The sequence below is a fragment of the Mycobacterium sp. NGS19 genome, from assembly GCF_059813155.1.
In genome coordinates this window covers 352,202-369,273 of sequence record NZ_JCALEB010000006.1, presented here as the reverse complement: position 1 = coordinate 369,273, position 17,072 = coordinate 352,202, and the positions used below count along the sequence as shown (strand labels likewise).

Here is a 17,072-nt window from a genome sequence, read left to right as displayed (position 1 = left end):
GCACCCGACATGGCTGAGCACGTCTTCGAGACCGTCTCGTCGGAAACGGTCTACCAGGGCAGCATTGTGGCGCTGCGCGTCGATCAGGTCAGCATGCCCGGCGGTGGCACCGCGAAGCGCGAGGTGGTCGAGCACTACGGTGCGGTGGCGATCGCCGCGGTGGACGACCGTCGACAAATCGCAATGGTCTACCAGTATCGGCACCCGCTGGGGCGCCGGCTGTGGGAACTGCCCGCGGGTCTACTGGACACCGCCCATGAAGAACCACTCGCGACCGCCAAACGCGAACTGCAGGAAGAAGCCGGGCTCGCCGCCGACCAGTGGCGGGTGCTGCTGGACACCGCATCCTCGCCCGGGTTCTCCGACGAATCGGTACGCACGTACCTGGCCACTGGTCTTTCCCACGTGGGGCGGCCGAAGGCAGAGGACGAGGAGGCGGACCTGAGCGTGCACTGGTTTCCGCTGGAGACCGCGGCCGACATGGTGCTCGCCGGCGAGATCGTCAACGCATCCGCGGCCGCGGGGGTATTGGCCGCTTACGCGGTCGTGGTCGACGGTAAGCCGAGCCGTCCGGTCGACGCCCCGTGGCCCGACCGGCCCACTGCGTTCGCCCGCCGGCTGGGTCGCGAATGACCGCGGTCGCGCCCGCGCTCACTGGCCAGCTGCAGGATTACCTCGATTACCTGACCATCGAACGCGGCGTCGCGGCCAACACGTTGAGCTCCTATCGGCGGGACCTGCGCCGCTACCTGGACCACTTGGTGCTGCGCGGCGTGCACGACCTCGCTGACGTCACCGAGAACGACGTCAGCGAATTCTTGGTGGCGTTGCGCCGAGGTGACCCGGACACCGGCGTCCCCGCATTGTCGGCCGTATCGGCCGCGCGGGCGTTGATCGCAGTGCGCGGTTGGCACCGATTCGCCACCGCGGAAGGGCTGACCGACATCGACGTCGCGAGGGCGGTCAAGCCGCCGACGCCGACTCGGCGATTGCCGAAGAGTCTTACAGTCGACGAGGTGTTGGCGCTACTCACGGGCGCCGGGGGCGACAGCCCGTCCGATGGCCCGCTGGCCTTGCGCAACCGAGCGCTGCTGGAACTGCTGTATTCGACCGGCGCGCGGATTTCCGAGGCAGTCGGGCTCGACGTCGACGACGTCGACACCCACGCCCGCTCGGTGCTGCTGCGGGGCAAGGGCGGCAAGCATCGGCTCGTGCCGGTAGGCCGACCGGCGATCGAAGCGCTCGACACCTACTTCGTGCGGGGTCGGCCGGATCTGGCACGGCGCGGACGCGGCACCCCGGCGATCTTTCTCAACGCGCGCGGCGGCCGGCTCTCGCGGCAGAGCGCATGGCAGGTGCTGCAGGACGCGGCCGAGCGCGCCGGGATCAGTTCCGGGGTGTCGCCGCACACGCTGCGGCACTCATTCGCCACCCATTTGCTCGACGGCGGCGCCGACGTGCGTGTCGTGCAGGAGCTGCTGGGGCACGCGTCGGTGACCACCACGCAGATCTACACGCTGGTGACGGTGAACGCGCTGCGCGAGGTCTGGGCAGGAGCACACCCGCGGGCGCACTAGCCCGCTATCCGACGTATTCGGATTCCAGCACGAGGTCCGGGACCAGGCTCTGGTATTCAGCGTGCGTCTTGTGCTCGACCGTGGCGAACCGCTTGCCCTGTTGCTCAGCCATGTACTTGCGGTATTTGGGCGCACCGGGGACCAGCACGTTGTCGGCCACTACGATCGACCCGGGATGCAACCAGCCGCGGGCCAGGATGCTCTGCAAGTCGTCGAGGTACACGCTTTTGTCGTGGTCGATGAACAGGAAATCCATCTTGCCGGCGTCAAATCCGTAGGCGGCAAGCGTATCGAGGGTGCGGCCGCCGTCACCGATCATGCCGACGACGCAGGTGATGCGGTCGGCGACGCCCGCATGCGCCCAGACTCGCCGCGCGATCGCAGCGTTTGCCGCCGATGCCTCGACCGAATAGACCTTCGCCTGCGGCGCCGCCCGGGCGATTCGCAACGAGCCGTATCCGACGTAGGTGCCGAGCTCCAGGCACAGACGGGGCTGCGCCCGCGTCACAGCCGCGTCGAGCAGCAGTCCTTTCTCGTCGCCGATGTTGATGAGGAATGACTGGTCGTAGGCGAACCTGTCGATGGTGTTCAGGACGTCGTCGATGTCGCCTCGTCGGGCGTGGCTTTCGACGTAGTCGGCGACGGCCGATTCACGTCCGTCACCCCACTGCCCAGTCCGCGAGAAATGGCGGGCACCGAGTCCCATGCGGATCACCGACCACCGCAACATTCCCAGCCGTCGCTTCACACTCATGCTTCACAGCCTATGGAGCGTGTTGCCGCAGCGGGGGCCTACGCAGACCGCGGGTCTGCCCGTTTCGGGGTCGCCACGTCGCTAAACTTGCCCGGATGTCCGCCACCCCTACAGTGAACGGCCCGGCGTGACCGACGAGCCGGAAGGCTCCGGCGTCGGCCTCACCGGCCGTCCGCCGCGGGCCATCCCAGAGCCCCAGCCCAAGACCGCTCACGGTCCGGCGAAGGTCATCGCGATGTGCAACCAGAAGGGCGGCGTCGGCAAGACCACGTCGACCATCAACCTCGGTGCAGCGCTGGCCGAGTACGGCCGGCGGGTGCTGCTGGTCGACCTCGACCCGCAGGGGGCGTTATCCGCCGGACTGGGCGTGCCGCACTACGAGCTGGACGCGACGATTCACAACGTGCTGATCGAGTCGCGGGTATCGATCGACGACGTGATGGTGCACACCAAGGTCAAGCATCTGGATCTGGTGCCCAGCAACATCGACCTGTCGGCCGCCGAGATCCAGCTCGTCAACGAAGTCGGCCGCGAGCAGACGCTAGGCCGCGCCCTGTACCCGGTGCTCGACCGCTACGACTATGTGCTCGTCGACTGTCAGCCGTCGCTGGGACTGCTGACAGTGAATGCGCTGGCATGCGCCGACGGTGTGGTGATTCCCACCGAATGCGAATACTTCTCGCTGCGCGGGCTCGCGTTGTTGACCGACACCGTGGACAAGGTGCACGACCGGTTGAATCCGAAGCTGCACATCACCGGAATTCTGATCACACGGTTCGACACCCGCACCATCAACGCCCGCGAAGTCATGGCGCGGGTGGTCGAGCGGTTCGGCGACCTGGTGTTCGACACCGTGATCACCCGCACGGTTCGATTCCCGGAGACCAGCGTGGCCGGTGAGCCGATAACCACGTGGGCACCGAAATCTGCTGGCGCAGAAGCATATCGGTCACTGGCCCGAGAGGTGATCGACCGGTTCGGCGGCGCGTGACGTCGACGGAGTCCGCGCCGGCCTTTCACGTTCGGCTCAGCAATTTCGAGGGGCCGTTCGACCTTCTCCTGCAACTGATCTTCGCGCATCGCCTCGACGTCACCGAGGTAGCGCTGCACCAAGTCACCGACGAATTCATCGCCTACACGAAAGCCATTGGCGCGCAACTCGAATTGGAGGAGACGACGGCGTTTCTGGTGGTGGCTGCGACACTGCTGGACCTGAAGGCAGCTCGGTTGTTGCCGGCCGGCGAGGTGGAAGACGCGGAGGATCTCGCGCTGCTGGAAGTGCGCGACCTGCTGTTCGCGCGGCTGCTGCAGTATCGGGCGTTCAAGCACGTCGCCGAGATGTTCGCCGAGCTGGAGGCCGCAGCGTTGCGCAGCTACCCGCGATCGGTATCGCTGGAGGACCGCTTCGCCGACCTCCTGCCCGAAGTGATGCTGGGCGTCGACGCAACCGCGTTCGCCCAGATCGCCGCGACCGCGTTGACGCCGCGGCCGGTGCCTACGGTGGCCACCGAGCATCTGCACCAGACGATCGTGTCGATACCCGAGCAGGCCGGCCGCGTCCTCGACGAGCTGGCGCGTCGCGGGGTGGGGCGGTGGACGACGTTCACCGAGCTGGTGGCGGACTGCGGCGAAGCGATCGAGATCGTGGGGCGGTTCCTGGCGCTGCTCGAGCTGTACCGGCTGCGAGCGGTAGCATTCGACCAGTCAGAACCACTTGGTGTGCTGCAGGTTTCATGGACCGGAGACCGGCCGACCGACGACGACTTGGTGAAAGCCACTGCGGACGCGAGGAGCGAAACGGCCTCTGATGAGTGAACAGGTCCCAGACCTCGATCTGGGGGTCGAGCTGCAGCCTCAAAGCGAGCTCGACGACGCCGAGCTGACGGCCGTGCTGGAGGCACTGCTGTTGGTAGTCGACACTCCCGTGCCGGTGGAGACGTTGGCGACGGTGACGCAGCAGACCACCGATCGGGTGGCGGGCGCGTTGGAGCGGATGGCCGCCGAGCTGGCCGACCGCGGCAGCGGGATCGACCTGCGAGAAGCCGGCGGCGGGTGGCGGATGTACACGCGGGCGCGGTTCGCGCCGTATGTGGAGAAGCTGCTGCTCGACGGAGCCCGCTCGAAGCTGACCCGCGCCGCGCTGGAGACGCTCGCGGTCGTGGCATACCGCCAGCCGGTCACCCGGGCGCGGGTGAGCGCGGTGCGTGGCGTGAACGTCGACGCCGTGATGCGAACGCTATTGGCCCGGGGGCTGATCACTGAGGCCGGCACAGATCCCGACACCGGCGCCGTGACATTCGCGACCACGGAATTGTTCCTGGAGCGGCTCGGGCTTTCGTCGCTAGCGGACCTGCCCGACATTGCACCGCTGCTACCGGACATCGACGTCATCGACGACATCACCGAAACCCTCGACAGCGAGCCGCGATTCGCCCGTTTGAATCGCGTTTCCGCTGACGATCCGGTGCCGGAGATCAACGTGGATCAGGACTGACGTGTCGTCTTCTGAAGGTGTCCGGCTGCAAAAAGTGTTGTCACAGGCCGGTATCGCGTCTAGGCGGGTCGCGGAGCGGATGATCCTCGACGGCCGTGTCGAGATCGACGGACACGTGGTCACCGAGTTGGGCACCAGGGTGGACCCGAGTGTGTCGGTGATTCGAGTGGACGGTGCACGGGTGATGCTGGACGACACATTGGTGCACCTGGCCTTGAACAAGCCGCGCGGAGTGCATTCGACGATGTCCGACGAGCGTGGGCGCCCGTGTATCGGCGACTTGATCGAGCACCGGGTTCGGGGCAACAAGAAGCTATTTCACGTCGGGCGCCTGGACGCGGACACCGAAGGCCTGATCCTGTTGACCAACGACGGCGAATTGGCGCACCGGCTGATGCACCCGTCGTATGAAGTGCCGAAAACCTATGTGGCCACGGTGAACGGGACGGTGCCTCGCGGCCTCGGCAAGACACTGCGCGACGGTGTGGAACTGGAGGACGGTCCGGTGGCTGTCGACGACTTCGCTGTGGTGGATTCAGTTCCGGGCAAGACGATGGTGCGGGTGACGCTGCACGAGGGCCGCAAACGGATTGTCCGCCGGTTGCTGGCGGCGGTCGGCTATCCGGTGCAGTCACTTGTGCGCACCGACATCGGCGCGGTGTCGCTGGGCAATCAGCGGCCGGGGAGTTTGCGACCACTCAGACGGGACGAGATCGGGCTACTGTACAAGGCGGTGGGGTTGTGAGCGGGTCGCTCGCAATCGCGATCGACGGTCCCGCTGGTACCGGAAAGTCCTCTGTATCAAAGGGAGTGGCCCGTGCTCTCGGCGCTCGGTATCTCGATACGGGCGCTATGTACCGAATCATGACACTGCACATGCTCCGCTCCGGCGTCGACGTGACTGACCCCGACGCCGTCGGCGCAGCGGCGGCCGACGTGCCCCTGTCGGTGGGATATGACCCAGACGAGGAGCGGTGTTTTCTTGCGGGTGAGGATGTCTCGCGGATGATCCGCACGGACGAGGTGACACGTGCGGTGTCGGCAGTCTCGGCGGTGCCCGCCGTGCGGCAACAGTTGGTGCGACTACAGCGCGAGCTTGCGACTGGAGAGGGCAGCGTGGTGGTGGAGGGCCGCGACATCGGCACAGTGGTGCTTCCCGACGCCGACGTCAAGTTCTTCCTGACGGCATCGCCAGAGACGCGGGCGCGTCGGCGCAACGATCAGAACATCGCCAACGGGCTGGGGGATGACTATGACAGCGTGCTCGCGGACGTGCGCCGCCGCGATCATCTGGATTCGACGCGGGCGGTGTCGCCGCTGCGGCCGGCCGACGACGCGATCGTCGTCGACACAAGCAACATGACCGAGGCCGAGGTGGTTGCGCATCTGGTCGACGTCGTCGAGCAACGGGCGCGGGCGCGGCGATGAGCGACGGTACCTGGGTCGACGAAAGTGACTGGAACATAGGCGAAGCCGGTGCCGAGGAGGCCTCGGTGCAGTCGGTTTCGCCGCCGGTCGTGGCGGTGGTCGGCCGGCCGAATGTCGGAAAGTCGACGCTGGTCAACAGGATCCTGGGTCGTCGCGAGGCGGTGGTGCAGGACGTGCCGGGCGTGACCCGCGATCGGGTGTCCTATGACGCGCTGTGGACCGGCCGCCGGTTCGTCGTTCAAGACACTGGCGGCTGGGAGCCGGACGCAAAAGGATTGCAGCAGTTGGTCGCCGAACAGGCATCGGTGGCCATGCGGACCGCGGATGCCGTCATTCTGGTGGTCGACGCCGTCGTCGGCGCCACCGCGGGTGACGAAGCAGCCGCCAAAACGCTGCGACGATCCGGGAAGCCAGTCTTTCTGGCGGCCAACAAAGTCGACACCGAACGCGGCGAGGCCGACACCGCCCAGCTGTGGTCACTAGGGCTCGGCCGGCCGTATCCAATCAGCGCGATGCACGGGCGAGGCGTGGCGGATCTGCTCGACGACGTGGTGGGCGCGCTTCCTGAAGTCTCGGAAACCGTTGCGGCAGTCGGAGGTCCGCGCCGCGTGGCGCTGGTGGGTAAGCCGAATGTGGGAAAGAGTTCGCTGCTGAACAAGCTGTCGGGGGACCAGCGCTCGGTGGTGCATGAGGTGGCCGGCACCACCGTCGACCCAGTGGATTCGCTGATCGAGCTCGGCGGAAAGGTGTGGCGGTTCGTCGACACGGCGGGCTTGCGGCGCAAGGTCGGCCAGGCCAGAGGTCACGAGTTCTATGCGTCGGTACGCACCCACGGCGCGATCGACGCCGCAGAGGTGGTGATCGTGCTCATCGACGCGTCACAGCCGCTGACCGAACAAGACCAACGTGTGCTGTCGATGGTGATCGAGGCTGGGCGTGCGTTGGTGCTGGCGTTCAACAAGTGGGATCTGGTGGACGAAGACCGCCGCGAGGTGTTGGAGCGCGAAATCGACCGCGAACTCGTGCAGGTGCAGTGGGCTCCGCGGGTGAACATTTCGGCGAGGACGGGCCGCGCGGTGCAGAGGCTGGTGCCCGCTCTGGAGACCGCGCTGGCGTCCTGGGACACGCGCATTTCGACCGGACGGCTGAACACGTGGCTCAAGGAGGTGGTGGCGGCGACGCCGCCGCCGGTGCGCGGCGGTAAACAGCCGAGAATTCTGTTCGCTACTCAGGCCACGGCTCGGCCGCCGACGTTCGTGTTGTTCACCACGGGTTTCCTCGAAGCCGGATACCGGCGGTTCCTGGAGCGGCGGTTGCGTGAGACGTTCGGCTTCGAGGGCAGCCCGATCCGGATCAACGTGCGCGTGCGCGAGAAACGCAAGGCGCGGTCGCGGTAAGCGGTGTCCGTTTTTCACATGAGCTTGATCGCGCTCGCGGGTGTCGCGGCGGGCGCGATCAACGCAATTGTGGGGTCGGGCACGTTGGTCACATTCCCCACGCTCGTCACGCTCGGAATTCCGCCGGTGACGTCGACGATGTCCAACGCCGTCGGATTGGTCGCCGGCAGCGTGTCGGGGACCTGGGGCTACCGACGCGAGCTGCATGGTCAGTGGCTGCGACTCCGGTGGCAGCTGCTCGCGTCCCTGACGGGGGCCGCACTGGGGTCGTGGCTGTTGCTGCATCTGCCTGCGAAGGTGTTCGAGCAGGTGGTGCCGGTGCTGTTGGTGGCCGCACTGGTGCTCGTTGTGGTGGGGCCGCGAATACAAAACTGGGCACGCCGGCGAGCGGAGGAGGCGGGCCGGGCGCCGGACCAACTGCCGACGGGACGCCTTGCAGCGTTGGTGACTCTCACGTTCGCCGTCGGCGTGTACGGCGGCTACTTCACCGCCGCGCAGGGGATCCTGCTGATGGGGGTGATGGGCGCGCTCCTGCCCGAGGACGTGCAGCGGATGAATGCCGCCAAGAACCTGCTGGCGTTGGTGGTCAATGTTGTTGCCGCCCTTGCTTATACGGTGGTCGCGTTCGACCGGATCAACTGGCTGGCGGCAGCGCTGATCGCGGTCGGCTCACTGGTGGGCGGTTTCGTCGGCGCGCACTTCGGGCGCCGGCTGCCGCCGAATGCGCTGCGGGCGGCGATCGTTGTCGTGGGCCTGATCGGGCTGTACCGGCTGGTGACCCTGTGACGCTGTGATTGGTAGGCTTTGCTGCTGCTGCCGAGCATTCTCGGCGACAACGGGCTGTGGCGCAGTTTGGTAGCGCACTACACTGGGGGTGTAGGGGTCGCAGGTTCAAATCCTGTCAGCCCGACTCTTCTTCTGCAGGTCAACAACCTGTTTTCGTCTCACCGGCCTAAGCCATGGAATCGTGCGCGGCAAACGCGACCATCGATAGCAATACGATCGCCACTGATTGCTTATACGAGTGCCAGAAGTCCCCCTCGATCGATCGTTTCCTGCGCTACTGAGCAACGGCAGAGTCGGCGCGCCATACCGGCGATGAATGGGGCATTTCGTCCCTTCAAACTCCCGACGCGGCATGTCAGAGTGGAGCGAAGCCATGTCGGCTAACCACACCAGCCATCAAGGAGGAGCCGGTCATGGACTCGACAGCAAATCCGTGTCAGGAGTCGCCGGCGGAGCGGTTCGACTACGGGTTGACGTTGCGGGCTCCGGTGCACCCGCAACGTCGCGACGACGGCAGGGCGCTTCGATCAGCCACGGCGCGCTCTCACGTGCGTCCCGCTGGGTCGGCACACCGTCCGCCACTGCAATACGCCCGCTACATCGCCCGTGTGGGCTTGCTGGCCGCTGCCCTGGGAATCGGCGCGGCCATCGCGTGCCCACCGGGCATCGCTTGGGCCAAGCCCACCGACACCGACTCTTCCACCTCGGGTTCCGACAAGACCTCGTCCAATGGCCAACCCGACTCGTCAAGCCAACGCGGCACAGCCACACCGCCGTCGACATCGGGCACCACCGGCGGCCCGTCGGTGTCGGGCAGCGACTCGGGACAATCAAAGACCTCGGACTCCGTCTCGGGTTCCAACAGCACCGGCCCGTCCGTGGTCGTGCGCAGCCCCGGCGGAATGCGCAACCCTGCTCCCGCCCGCGTGCCGAGCCTCAGCGACATCGCCGACCGACTGTCTGCCATCGGCCGCCCTCGTGCCCCAACCCCCGACGAATCGGCCGGCCGAGCCTCCGAGCCCGCTGACTCCAGTACGTCTGCCAGCTGGGACCAGAAGCCGGCAGTGACGACGCGACCGCACCGCAACAACAACTTCGAGCCGACGGGTCCGGCCCGCACGCTGGCGACCGCGGGAACCGACAAGCCGACCTCCCTCTCGGCCGATACCGCCCGCATCGCCGCCCGAAATGACGCAGTCGCCAGCGCGGGCACCCTTGCGTCCGCGGAGCGCCAGATCACCTTCGCAGCGACGTCGCCGATGCGCTCTTGGGTTGACGACGCCGCCGCGGCCTTGCGCCAGCCCGGCGAAGCTCTGGTGCGCAAGCCGCTGACCGTGACCGCGGTGCCGCCTGCGAACCCGATCGCCAAGGTGGTCTCGAGTCTGCTCGCCGCGGTCGGCATCACGTCGTCGGGCGTGGGCACCGGCGATGTTCCGGTCGCCCCTGCGCCCGTTGTTCTGGGCGCGCTGCAGCTGATTCGCCGTGAGATCGAACAGATCTCCCTCACTCAAGCTTCGACTGCGGCGCCGAGCACCGTGGCGCCGCGCAGTCTTGTCGCCGCCGCCGCGGAAACGGCGAACCCACAACCCGGCGATGTGGCCTCAACTCCATTCGGAAGCCTCGGTAAATGGATGCTGAAATCCGATGGGCAGGTGTCGAATTGGGGCGGGCAGGTCCCTGCAGAGCCGATCAACGTCGTCATCGTCGACCCGACGTCGACCAGCGAAGCGGAATCCGCCGCGAAACTGAACCGGGCCATGAAAGTGGCCGGCTTCCCGGCTCAGGGCTTGCACAGCACCGGCTATCAGGCCGAAATCAACGGCACCACCTACAGTCAACAGCCCATCGGCTTATTGCAGGCCTTCGCCGACGGGAGCGATCACGGCCGGATGTTCGGGCCCGCGTTCGTGGAAGGCCAAGGTTATGTGTGGACCGGCGCGTTCAGCACCGAAGGATCCGTGCACCAATACGTCTCCTTCAACACGGCGCGTAATGACCTGGCACAGCAGCTCGTCGAGAACCGCGTCGCCGAGCGGCTCGACGACGTTGATCTGGCCAACGGTGGCACCGGCGATCACAACGGTCAGGCTGTCGTCCTCCGGCTGAAACCGGGGATGCCCGACACGGCGCCCAAAATCACCAACGTCAGCCAGAGCAAGCCGAGCACGACGACCGGCAAGGTCGCGGGCAAGGTGACGGCGTCCGACGCCGAGGGCGACAAGCTCACCTACTCCGCCACGTACTCAGACAAGGGCACCGTCACGGTGACGCCGACGGGTTCGTACACATACACGCCGACCCCGGCCGCCCGCCACGCCGCCGCCGCGACCACCGCGACCGAGGCGGCGAAGAAAGACACCTTCACGATCGCGGTCTACGACGGCTTCCTGGGCACAGACACGCAGGAGATAACCGTCGACGTCGTACCGAAGAACGCCGCGCCCTCGGCCAAGGCAACGGTGAAAAAGCCGGACCCTGTCGGTGGAACGGTCACCGGCTCCGTCGCGGTCGCCGACGCCGACAACGACGCGGTCACTTACAGCAAGACAGATCCTGCCTCCGGGTCGGTGACGCTGAATTCGGACGGAACATTCACCTACACCCCGACGGACGAAGCGCGCCAAAAGGCCCGCGATACGTGGAGCACAGACACCGACAAGTTCACCGTCGCCGTCGACGACGGGCACGGCGGAGTAAAGACAGTGAGCGTGACAGCCACGATTGCACCGTCGGATCAGGCGCCCACCGCAGGGACGGCCATCAAAGGTGACCCCGCGGCGAGTGGGGCCATCAAGGGCTCGGTGCCCGCCTCTGATCCGGACCAGGACCCTTACTCATTCTCCGTGTCGAAGAAGCCGACGTCCGGCACCGTGTCCTTGTCGTCGAGCAAGGGCACGTTCACGTACACCCCGACTTCTGCCGCGCGCCGCGCCGCGGCCTCGGGTGGACCGACGACGGACACCTTCGACATCACGGTCACCGACAAGTACGGTGCCACCACAACACAATCGGTGGAAGTGGACATCCTTCCTCAGCCCTGAGGTCGCCGGGCGCAACGTGAAGCGCAGAAGTCAGCAGTGCGATCCGGCTCGACGGTCAGAAGAACGGATTGCTGTTGGCCTGCCACTTCGCGTCTTCCGGGCGCGGTCCAAAGCGCCGGATGTAGTCCTCGTGTTTTTGTGCTTCCCGTTCACGCTTGAGCACGTCGACCAAATTCGGATCCAACCCGTGCTGGGCCAGCCGGTGCCGTCTCCACACTTTGTTCAGGGCAAGTGAAATCAAAAGCGCCCAGATGTAGATCGGCAGCGTCATCTCGATGTGCACGTACAGCGAGGCAGGCAACAACCAGAACGGCGCGAGAACGACGAACGGCGGTATCGCCGCCAGAATCATGAACCGGCGCACGGCTCCCTTGCCGGCGAGATCACGCGCGACCCACTCCCGCATCGACTCGGGCAAGCGCATCAGCCCATACGAGTACGCGATGTACTGCAGAACATTAGGTCGTGCGGTTGCCATAGCGCTCCGTTGCTGTGTCGTTAGTGACGAATACCCGCCGCGGCGGCCGCCTACCCCATTGTCACCGAAATGGGAGGGACGTCGACACGTCACCGTTCGGTCACGGTCCGGAGACGATCTTCGTCCGAAAGCCGTTCGGCCAGAAGGCTGCTGGCACTATTGCGTTAAAGAAGTGGCTGCAGTGACTGCTGCGCAAATGCATGCAGCGCTCGATCAGAAAGGGTGTAGTTCCCATGAGGCGCATCTGGGCCGTTGCGGCCAGCCTGGCCATGCTGCTGGCGCTGCCCGGTACCGCGACCGCCGATACGTTGGCCGGACCCGTAACTCACCAACAACTGATCAACAATGTCATCGCGCGCGCCCTCTCACAGCGCGGCGTGCCCTTCGTCTACGGCGGCGGCAATGTCTCCGGTCCTAGCCGCGGTACCGACCCGGCCGTCCCGACAGTCGGATTCGACGCCTCCGGCCTGATCCAGTATGCCTTCGCCGGCGCGGGCCTGAAGATGCCGCGGTCGTCCGGTCAGCAGTACCTGGTCGGCCGTAAGATCCTGCCCACTCAGGCACTGCCCGGCGACCTCCTCTTCTACGGTCCGGAAGGCACCCAGAGTGTGGCGCTGTTCATCGGCAACGGCCAGATGATCGAGGCCACCGATCCCGTCGTCACGGTGTCTCCGGTACGTACGGCAGGCATGACGCCATACCTCGTCCGCGTGATCGAGTGGTGACTGTAGGCGCGAGTCACCCCCGCCAACAGCGCTTCAGTCCTCCTTGCGGATCAACCGCTGCAGCGCCTTCCGATCGGAAGCCAGCAGTTCTTCAATGCGAGGTTTGTTCACCTCGGCCACGATGATCTCGCCCACATCCTGATGGACGTCGCGGAAGATGCCGTGCGACTTCATCTTCTGCGTCTGATACTTGTTGTCCTCCGTAGGCGTCACGTAGTACACCGCCTCAGCCTTGAAGCGGTGCACCAGCCACAGGTGAACCAATGTCATCAACCGCTTCTGGCGTAGCTTCTCCGCGAACGTGTTCTGGTCGCGCACCGTCAGGATGCTGCGGCCGTAGCGGTCCTTGATCGGGTCGACGATCACGTTGGCCAGCTTTTCTTCCTCGCCGCCCTCGCGCTCGCCAAAGATGCCCAATTCCAACAGTTCTCCGCCTGCACGAAGAGGCCGCAGCTGCACCCGGAACTTCTCGCCGAGCTGATAATGCTCGCCCCAGATCGCGAGCCATTCCTCCAGCAGCTTCTTCGGCACCTCCGTCTGGACCAGGTGCTGGTGCTGCGTCGAGCCCTTACCCATCGCTTTGGTGGTCGCGGTGCGACCCGACGACGCCAGCAGCGCCGCATCACTGCGCGGGCCGCCGACGAGCGTTTGCGGTGTGCGATACGGGGATTCGATCAACCGCAGCTTCCGCTGCACCCGGGCCAGCGCCAGCATGCCGTCCTGGCGCAAGGCGGTGGCGAATTCCTCAGCCGCCACGCCGTCGATCTGATGCCCGCCGTAGGTGATGAAGTTGAAGACGAAGCCCATCTTGCCGAGTTCCTCAGGGAACGCCCGCATCTCGTCATCGGTCATGCCCGTGGTGTCCCAGTTGAACGACGGCGACAGGTTGTAAGCGAGCATCTTGTCCGGATACTGCTCGTGAATCGCCTCGGCGAACTGCCGCGCATCGGCCAGATCGGCGGTCTTGGTCTCCATCCACAACAGATCGGCGAACGGAGCAGCTGCCAATTGCTTGGCAATCGCATACGGAATGCCGCCCCGCAGTTGGTAATAACCTTCCGGGGTCTTGGCCAGTTCGCAGTCCCAGGCCACGCTGATGCCCAGTTCCTTTGCCTTCTGGCTCGCGGTATACAGCGAGGCCCGCTTGGCGAATTCCCGCCACTCGGCAGCGCTCATGCTCAGCGGTTCACCGTCGTTCTCGCCGAATGCGATGAGGTCTTCGACCGCCTCGCTGTAGGTCTTCAGGCCCGCGTCGTCCTCCCACGTCGCGACGAACTCCGACTCGACCTTGTCGTAAAGCGCGTCATTGGAGGGATCGCCGTCATGCCGCCACGCAGCGGCCGCCTCGGCGATGACATCCGAGATGCCATGGCTGTCAAGCCAAGCCTGCGCCGCGGCGTACTCGCCTTCGGGAAGCCAGTACAACAGGTGCCCGTTGAGCTCCCTGACTCCCAACTCGTAGAAATGCCGCATCATCGCGAGGAAACACGACTTGTACGAAGGGATTCGGAGGTTGGTGGCCCCGAGAATGAACGGCTGGTCACGCTCGTCGGCGCGGCTGTCGATCAGGTTGGCCGCCTCGGCGTCGGTTCGCGCGACGATGATGCCCGGCACGCGCATGATGTCAAGCTGGAAGCGGGCGGCGTTGAGCCGCTTGATCTGCTCGTCGGAGGGAACCAGCACCTTGCCGCCCTGATGGCCACACTTCTTCGTGCCGGGACGCTGGTCTTCGATGTGGTACCCGGGCACCCCGGCTTCCACGAAGCGGCGAATCAGGTTGCGCACGTGGGGATCTCCGCCGTGACCGGTGTCAGCGTCGGCGATGATGAACGGGCGATAGTCGTACGTCGTTGCCGCTGCACGTTGCTCCTCGCTCATGCGCAGCCTGAGGTACTCCTGGTTGCGATCGGCGGTCAGAAGCGCACGCACCAGTCCCGCGGCCTCGTCGGGCACCTGACTCAGCGGGTAGCTCGCGAGGTCTGGTCCGGGATCTTCGGTGGTGGAACCCTTGGCGGATGTCGCCCAGCCGCCGAGGTAAATGCCCTCGATGCCCATGCGTTTCATGGTCACGGCCTGCCCCGGCGAGTAGGGGCCGAAAGTGGTGATGCATTTGCGCTCGGCGAACAGTTCGCGGAGCCGGTCATAGAAGGCAGCCGCCGCCTCGCGGGCCACGGTGTAGTCGACGGGAATCGTGCCCCGCTGCTCGACCACTTGGCGCGCGGTGTAAAGCCGGGTGATGCCGTCGAAGCGAGGGCTCTCGAAGTACCGCTGCGTGGCGGCGACGTCCTGCTCGAACGGTGTGGGGGCCGACAGATCGGCCTCGATGATCGCCATAGTTCTACACACTCCTCGTTGAGCCCGGACTTCCCCCGACGACGCCATGCAGCGCGGCGGCCCCATGATTATCGCGAGCAAACGGCCGGCTGGGCCCCGGTTTGGACCCTTTCGGCGCCAACGCTACGCCGCGCTCGGGACGCCCGTGTGACCACGGTCACGGTGCGCCTGGGATTTATATAGGATACCAATGTAGTTACGTCCCCGAAACAAACGGAGGTAACGGCATGTGCGGCATCACCGGGTGGGTGGACATTTCCCGAGACCTCTCGCGCGAGCGCGCGACCATCGACGCGATGACGCAGACCATGGCCTGCCGCGGGCCGGACGCCTCCGGCGTGTGGTCGGACCACAACGCCGCCCTCGGGCACCGGCGCCTTGCCGTGATCGACATCCCTGGTGGCGCGCAACCCATGTCGGTGACCACCCCGCAGGGTGACGTCGTCATGGTCTATTCAGGGGAGGCCTACAACTTCACCGAACTGCGCGACGAGCTGATCGCCAAGGGGGAGACGTTCCACACCTCCAGTGATACCGAGGTTGTGCTGCGCGGCTACCTTCAGTGGGGCGAAGCCGTGGCCGACCGACTCAACGGCATGTACGCGTTCGCGATCTGGGACTCCCGCGACCGCAAGCTCGTGATGATCCGCGACCGGATGGGCATCAAGCCGTTCTACTTCTATCCCACGCCGCACGGCGTGCTGTTCGGCAGCGAGCCGAAGGCGATCTTGGCGAACCCCCTTGCCAAACGGGTCGTCGACATCGACGGTCTGCGTGAGATCCTCGTCCCGGTCAAGACCCCCAAACACGCAGTGTGGAAAGGGATGCAGGAGGTCGAGCCCGGCAGCATCGTCACTGTGGACGAGCGCGGCGTGCGCGAACGCACCTACTGGCGCCTCGAATCCAAGGTTCACACCGACGACCGCGACACCACCGTTGGCAAGGTGCGCGAGCTGCTCGACGACATCGTCCGTCGCCAGCTCGTCGCCGACGTTCCGGAATGCGTCCTGCTGTCCGGCGGCTTGGATTCCAGCGCCATCACGGCACTGTCGGCACGCGAGCTCAGCGAGCCGGTGCGTACCTTCGCCGTCGACTTCGTCAACCAGGCCGAGAACTTCACGCCCACCGCGATGCGGCAGACCATGGATACGCCGTACGTGCACGACGTGGCCAAGCATGTCGGCTCTGACCACACCGACATCGTCCTCGATCACAACCAGCTCGCCGACATGGATCTCCGCCGCAAAGTTGTCGGCGCTCGGGACATGCCGCTCGGACTCGGCGACATGGACGCGTCACTTTACTTGCTGTTCAAGGCAATTCGTCAGAAGTCGACGGTGGCGCTGTCGGGGGAGTCGGCAGACGAGATCTTCGGCGGCTACCGGCAGTTCCACGATCCGCAGGTCCAGCAGACGGATGCTTTCCCGTGGATCGCGATCGGCGACGGCCCGATCGACACCAGCGGCGAGATCCTCACGCCGGCAGTGCGATCCGCCGTCGATCTCGACACGTTCATGCGCGACCGCTACACCCAAGCTGTCGGCGAAGTCCAGCGCCTCGACGAGGAGGACGATTTCACGCACCGGATGCGGGTGATGAGCTACCTGCACCTCACCCGGTTCGTGCGAATCCTGTTGGACCGCAAGGACCGGATGAGCATGGCCGTCGGGCTGGAGGTGCGGGTGCCGTTCTGCGACCACCGCCTCGTCGAATACGTGTACAACACACCATGGTCGTTGAAGACCTATGACGGCCGGGAGAAGAGCCTGCTGCGGGGCGCAACACGCGACGTGCTGCCCGAGTCGGTGGTGAACCGCGTGAAGAGCCCGTACCCGTCGACCTCCGATCCGCAATATGGCGCCGCCATTCAGGCACACGCCAAGGACCTTCTGGGTTCCGGGGACGACGGGCTGTTCAACCTGATCGACCGCGAGGCACTGGAGAACATCACCCGGTTGGATCCCGCGACGCTGCAGCCGGTGGACCGGACACGCATCGAACGGGTCCTGGACCTGGCGGTGTGGCTGGACCTGTACCGCCCGGAGATCGTGTTCTGAT

General features: G+C 65.7%; 16 protein-coding genes and 1 tRNA gene. 13 read left to right on the top strand and 4 right to left on the bottom strand.

Annotated features, from left to right (window positions below):
* Positions 1-9 precede the first annotated feature (9 nt).
* Together AC5Y4N_RS18960 and xerD are read left to right on the top strand one after the other, a co-directional pair.
* Positions 10-633: an NUDIX domain-containing protein gene (locus tag AC5Y4N_RS18960; protein WP_499908663.1), complete on the top strand. Its 624-nt coding sequence runs from the start codon at positions 10-12 to the stop codon at positions 631-633.
* On the top strand, positions 630-1,577 hold the full coding sequence (gene xerD, locus AC5Y4N_RS18955; RefSeq protein WP_499908661.1) for a site-specific tyrosine recombinase XerD: 948 nt from the start codon (positions 630-632) through the stop codon (positions 1,575-1,577). The genes AC5Y4N_RS18960 and xerD overlap by 4 nt, the downstream gene beginning before the upstream one ends.
* Before the next feature lie 4 nt (positions 1,578-1,581).
* Here the strand turns inward: xerD and AC5Y4N_RS18950 are convergent, their stop codons facing one another.
* Positions 1,582-2,331, bottom strand: coding sequence for an O-methyltransferase (locus AC5Y4N_RS18950; RefSeq protein WP_499908659.1), 750 nt, complete (start codon positions 2,329-2,331; stop codon positions 1,582-1,584).
* A 127-nt stretch (positions 2,332-2,458) separates the two neighbouring features.
* On the opposite strand from AC5Y4N_RS18950, the gene AC5Y4N_RS18945 reads away from it, so the two are divergent.
* From AC5Y4N_RS18945 to AC5Y4N_RS18910, 8 genes are all read left to right on the top strand, one after another.
* Complete coding sequence (locus AC5Y4N_RS18945; protein WP_499908657.1) at positions 2,459-3,322, top strand: ParA family protein; 864 nt, start codon at positions 2,459-2,461, stop codon at positions 3,320-3,322.
* On the top strand, positions 3,319-4,146 hold the full coding sequence (locus AC5Y4N_RS18940) for a segregation/condensation protein A (RefSeq protein ID WP_499908655.1): 828 nt from the start codon (positions 3,319-3,321) through the stop codon (positions 4,144-4,146). Before AC5Y4N_RS18945 ends, AC5Y4N_RS18940 begins: the two co-directional genes overlap by 4 nt.
* Entirely contained in the window at positions 4,139-4,825 is a 687-nt protein-coding gene (gene scpB / locus AC5Y4N_RS18935) for an SMC-Scp complex subunit ScpB (protein WP_499908653.1), read from the top strand. The genes AC5Y4N_RS18940 and scpB overlap by 8 nt, the downstream gene beginning before the upstream one ends.
* A gap of 1 nt (position 4,826) precedes the next feature.
* Positions 4,827-5,570, top strand: coding sequence for a pseudouridine synthase (locus AC5Y4N_RS18930; protein ID WP_499908651.1), 744 nt, complete (start codon positions 4,827-4,829; stop codon positions 5,568-5,570).
* Entirely contained in the window at positions 5,567-6,253 is a 687-nt protein-coding gene (gene cmk / locus AC5Y4N_RS18925; protein ID WP_499908649.1) for a (d)CMP kinase, read from the top strand. Before AC5Y4N_RS18930 ends, cmk begins: the two co-directional genes overlap by 4 nt.
* Positions 6,250-7,650 carry a ribosome biogenesis GTPase Der gene (gene der, locus AC5Y4N_RS18920; RefSeq protein ID WP_499908647.1) on the top strand — a complete coding sequence of 467 codons (1,401 nt, stop codon included), beginning with the start codon at positions 6,250-6,252 and terminating at the stop codon, positions 7,648-7,650. The genes cmk and der overlap by 4 nt, the downstream gene beginning before the upstream one ends.
* Positions 7,651-7,668: 18 nt before the next feature.
* On the top strand, positions 7,669-8,436 hold the full coding sequence (locus AC5Y4N_RS18915; protein ID WP_499908645.1) for a sulfite exporter TauE/SafE family protein: 768 nt from the start codon (positions 7,669-7,671) through the stop codon (positions 8,434-8,436).
* 50 nt (positions 8,437-8,486) lie between these two features.
* A tRNA-Pro gene (locus AC5Y4N_RS18910) sits at positions 8,487-8,560 on the top strand.
* 471 nt (positions 8,561-9,031) lie between these two features.
* Here the strand turns inward: AC5Y4N_RS18910 and AC5Y4N_RS18905 are convergent.
* A complete protein-coding gene (locus AC5Y4N_RS18905) occupies positions 9,032-9,403 on the bottom strand; it encodes a hypothetical protein (protein ID WP_499908643.1) in 372 nt (123 codons plus the stop codon).
* Between the two features lie 97 nt (positions 9,404-9,500).
* On the opposite strand from AC5Y4N_RS18905, the gene AC5Y4N_RS18900 reads away from it, so the two are divergent.
* Entirely contained in the window at positions 9,501-11,477 is a 1,977-nt protein-coding gene (locus tag AC5Y4N_RS18900; RefSeq protein WP_499908641.1) for a cadherin-like domain-containing protein, read from the top strand.
* 55 nt (positions 11,478-11,532) lie between these two features.
* Here the strand turns inward: AC5Y4N_RS18900 and AC5Y4N_RS18895 are convergent, their stop codons facing one another.
* Positions 11,533-11,955, bottom strand: a complete 423-nt coding sequence (locus AC5Y4N_RS18895) for a DUF5313 domain-containing protein (RefSeq protein WP_499908639.1) — start codon at positions 11,953-11,955, stop codon at positions 11,533-11,535.
* A 233-nt stretch (positions 11,956-12,188) separates the two neighbouring features.
* Here AC5Y4N_RS18895 and ripD point away from each other — a divergent pair, with 233 nt between their 5' ends.
* Positions 12,189-12,680, top strand: a complete 492-nt coding sequence (gene ripD, locus AC5Y4N_RS18890; protein WP_499908637.1) for an NlpC/P60 family peptidoglycan-binding protein RipD — start codon at positions 12,189-12,191, stop codon at positions 12,678-12,680.
* Between the two features lie 33 nt (positions 12,681-12,713).
* Here ripD and aceA read toward each other — a convergent pair whose 3' ends face one another.
* On the bottom strand, positions 12,714-15,014 hold the full coding sequence (gene aceA / locus AC5Y4N_RS18885) for an isocitrate lyase ICL2 (protein ID WP_499908635.1): 2,301 nt from the start codon (positions 15,012-15,014) through the stop codon (positions 12,714-12,716).
* Between the two features lie 227 nt (positions 15,015-15,241).
* On the opposite strand from aceA, the gene asnB reads away from it, so the two are divergent.
* A complete protein-coding gene (asnB, locus tag AC5Y4N_RS18880) occupies positions 15,242-17,071 on the top strand; it encodes an asparagine synthase (glutamine-hydrolyzing) (RefSeq protein WP_499908633.1) in 1,830 nt (609 codons plus the stop codon).
* Position 17,072 lies beyond the last annotated feature (1 nt).

Excerpts from the sequence above, each read along its gene's own strand:
- AC5Y4N_RS18960 (WP_499908663.1), top strand. The coding sequence starts at position 10 with ATGGCTGAGCACGTCTTCGAGACCGTCTCGTCGGAAACGGTCTACCAG.
- xerD (WP_499908661.1), top strand. The coding sequence starts at position 630 with ATGACCGCGGTCGCGCCCGCGCTCACTGGCCAGCTGCAGGATTACCTC.
- AC5Y4N_RS18950 (WP_499908659.1), bottom strand. The coding sequence starts at position 2,331 with ATGAGTGTGAAGCGACGGCTGGGAATGTTGCGGTGGTCGGTGATCCGC.
- scpB (WP_499908653.1), top strand. The coding sequence starts at position 4,139 with ATGAGTGAACAGGTCCCAGACCTCGATCTGGGGGTCGAGCTGCAGCCT.
- der (WP_499908647.1), top strand. The coding sequence starts at position 6,250 with ATGAGCGACGGTACCTGGGTCGACGAAAGTGACTGGAACATAGGCGAA.
- AC5Y4N_RS18915 (WP_499908645.1), top strand. The coding sequence starts at position 7,669 with ATGAGCTTGATCGCGCTCGCGGGTGTCGCGGCGGGCGCGATCAACGCA.
- AC5Y4N_RS18905 (WP_499908643.1), bottom strand. The coding sequence starts at position 9,403 with ATGGCAGACAGTCGGTCGGCGATGTCGCTGAGGCTCGGCACGCGGGCG.
- AC5Y4N_RS18895 (WP_499908639.1), bottom strand. The coding sequence starts at position 11,955 with ATGGCAACCGCACGACCTAATGTTCTGCAGTACATCGCGTACTCGTAT.
- ripD (WP_499908637.1), top strand. The coding sequence starts at position 12,189 with ATGAGGCGCATCTGGGCCGTTGCGGCCAGCCTGGCCATGCTGCTGGCG.
- aceA (WP_499908635.1), bottom strand. The coding sequence starts at position 15,014 with ATGGCGATCATCGAGGCCGATCTGTCGGCCCCCACACCGTTCGAGCAG.
- asnB (WP_499908633.1), top strand. The coding sequence starts at position 15,242 with ATGTGCGGCATCACCGGGTGGGTGGACATTTCCCGAGACCTCTCGCGC.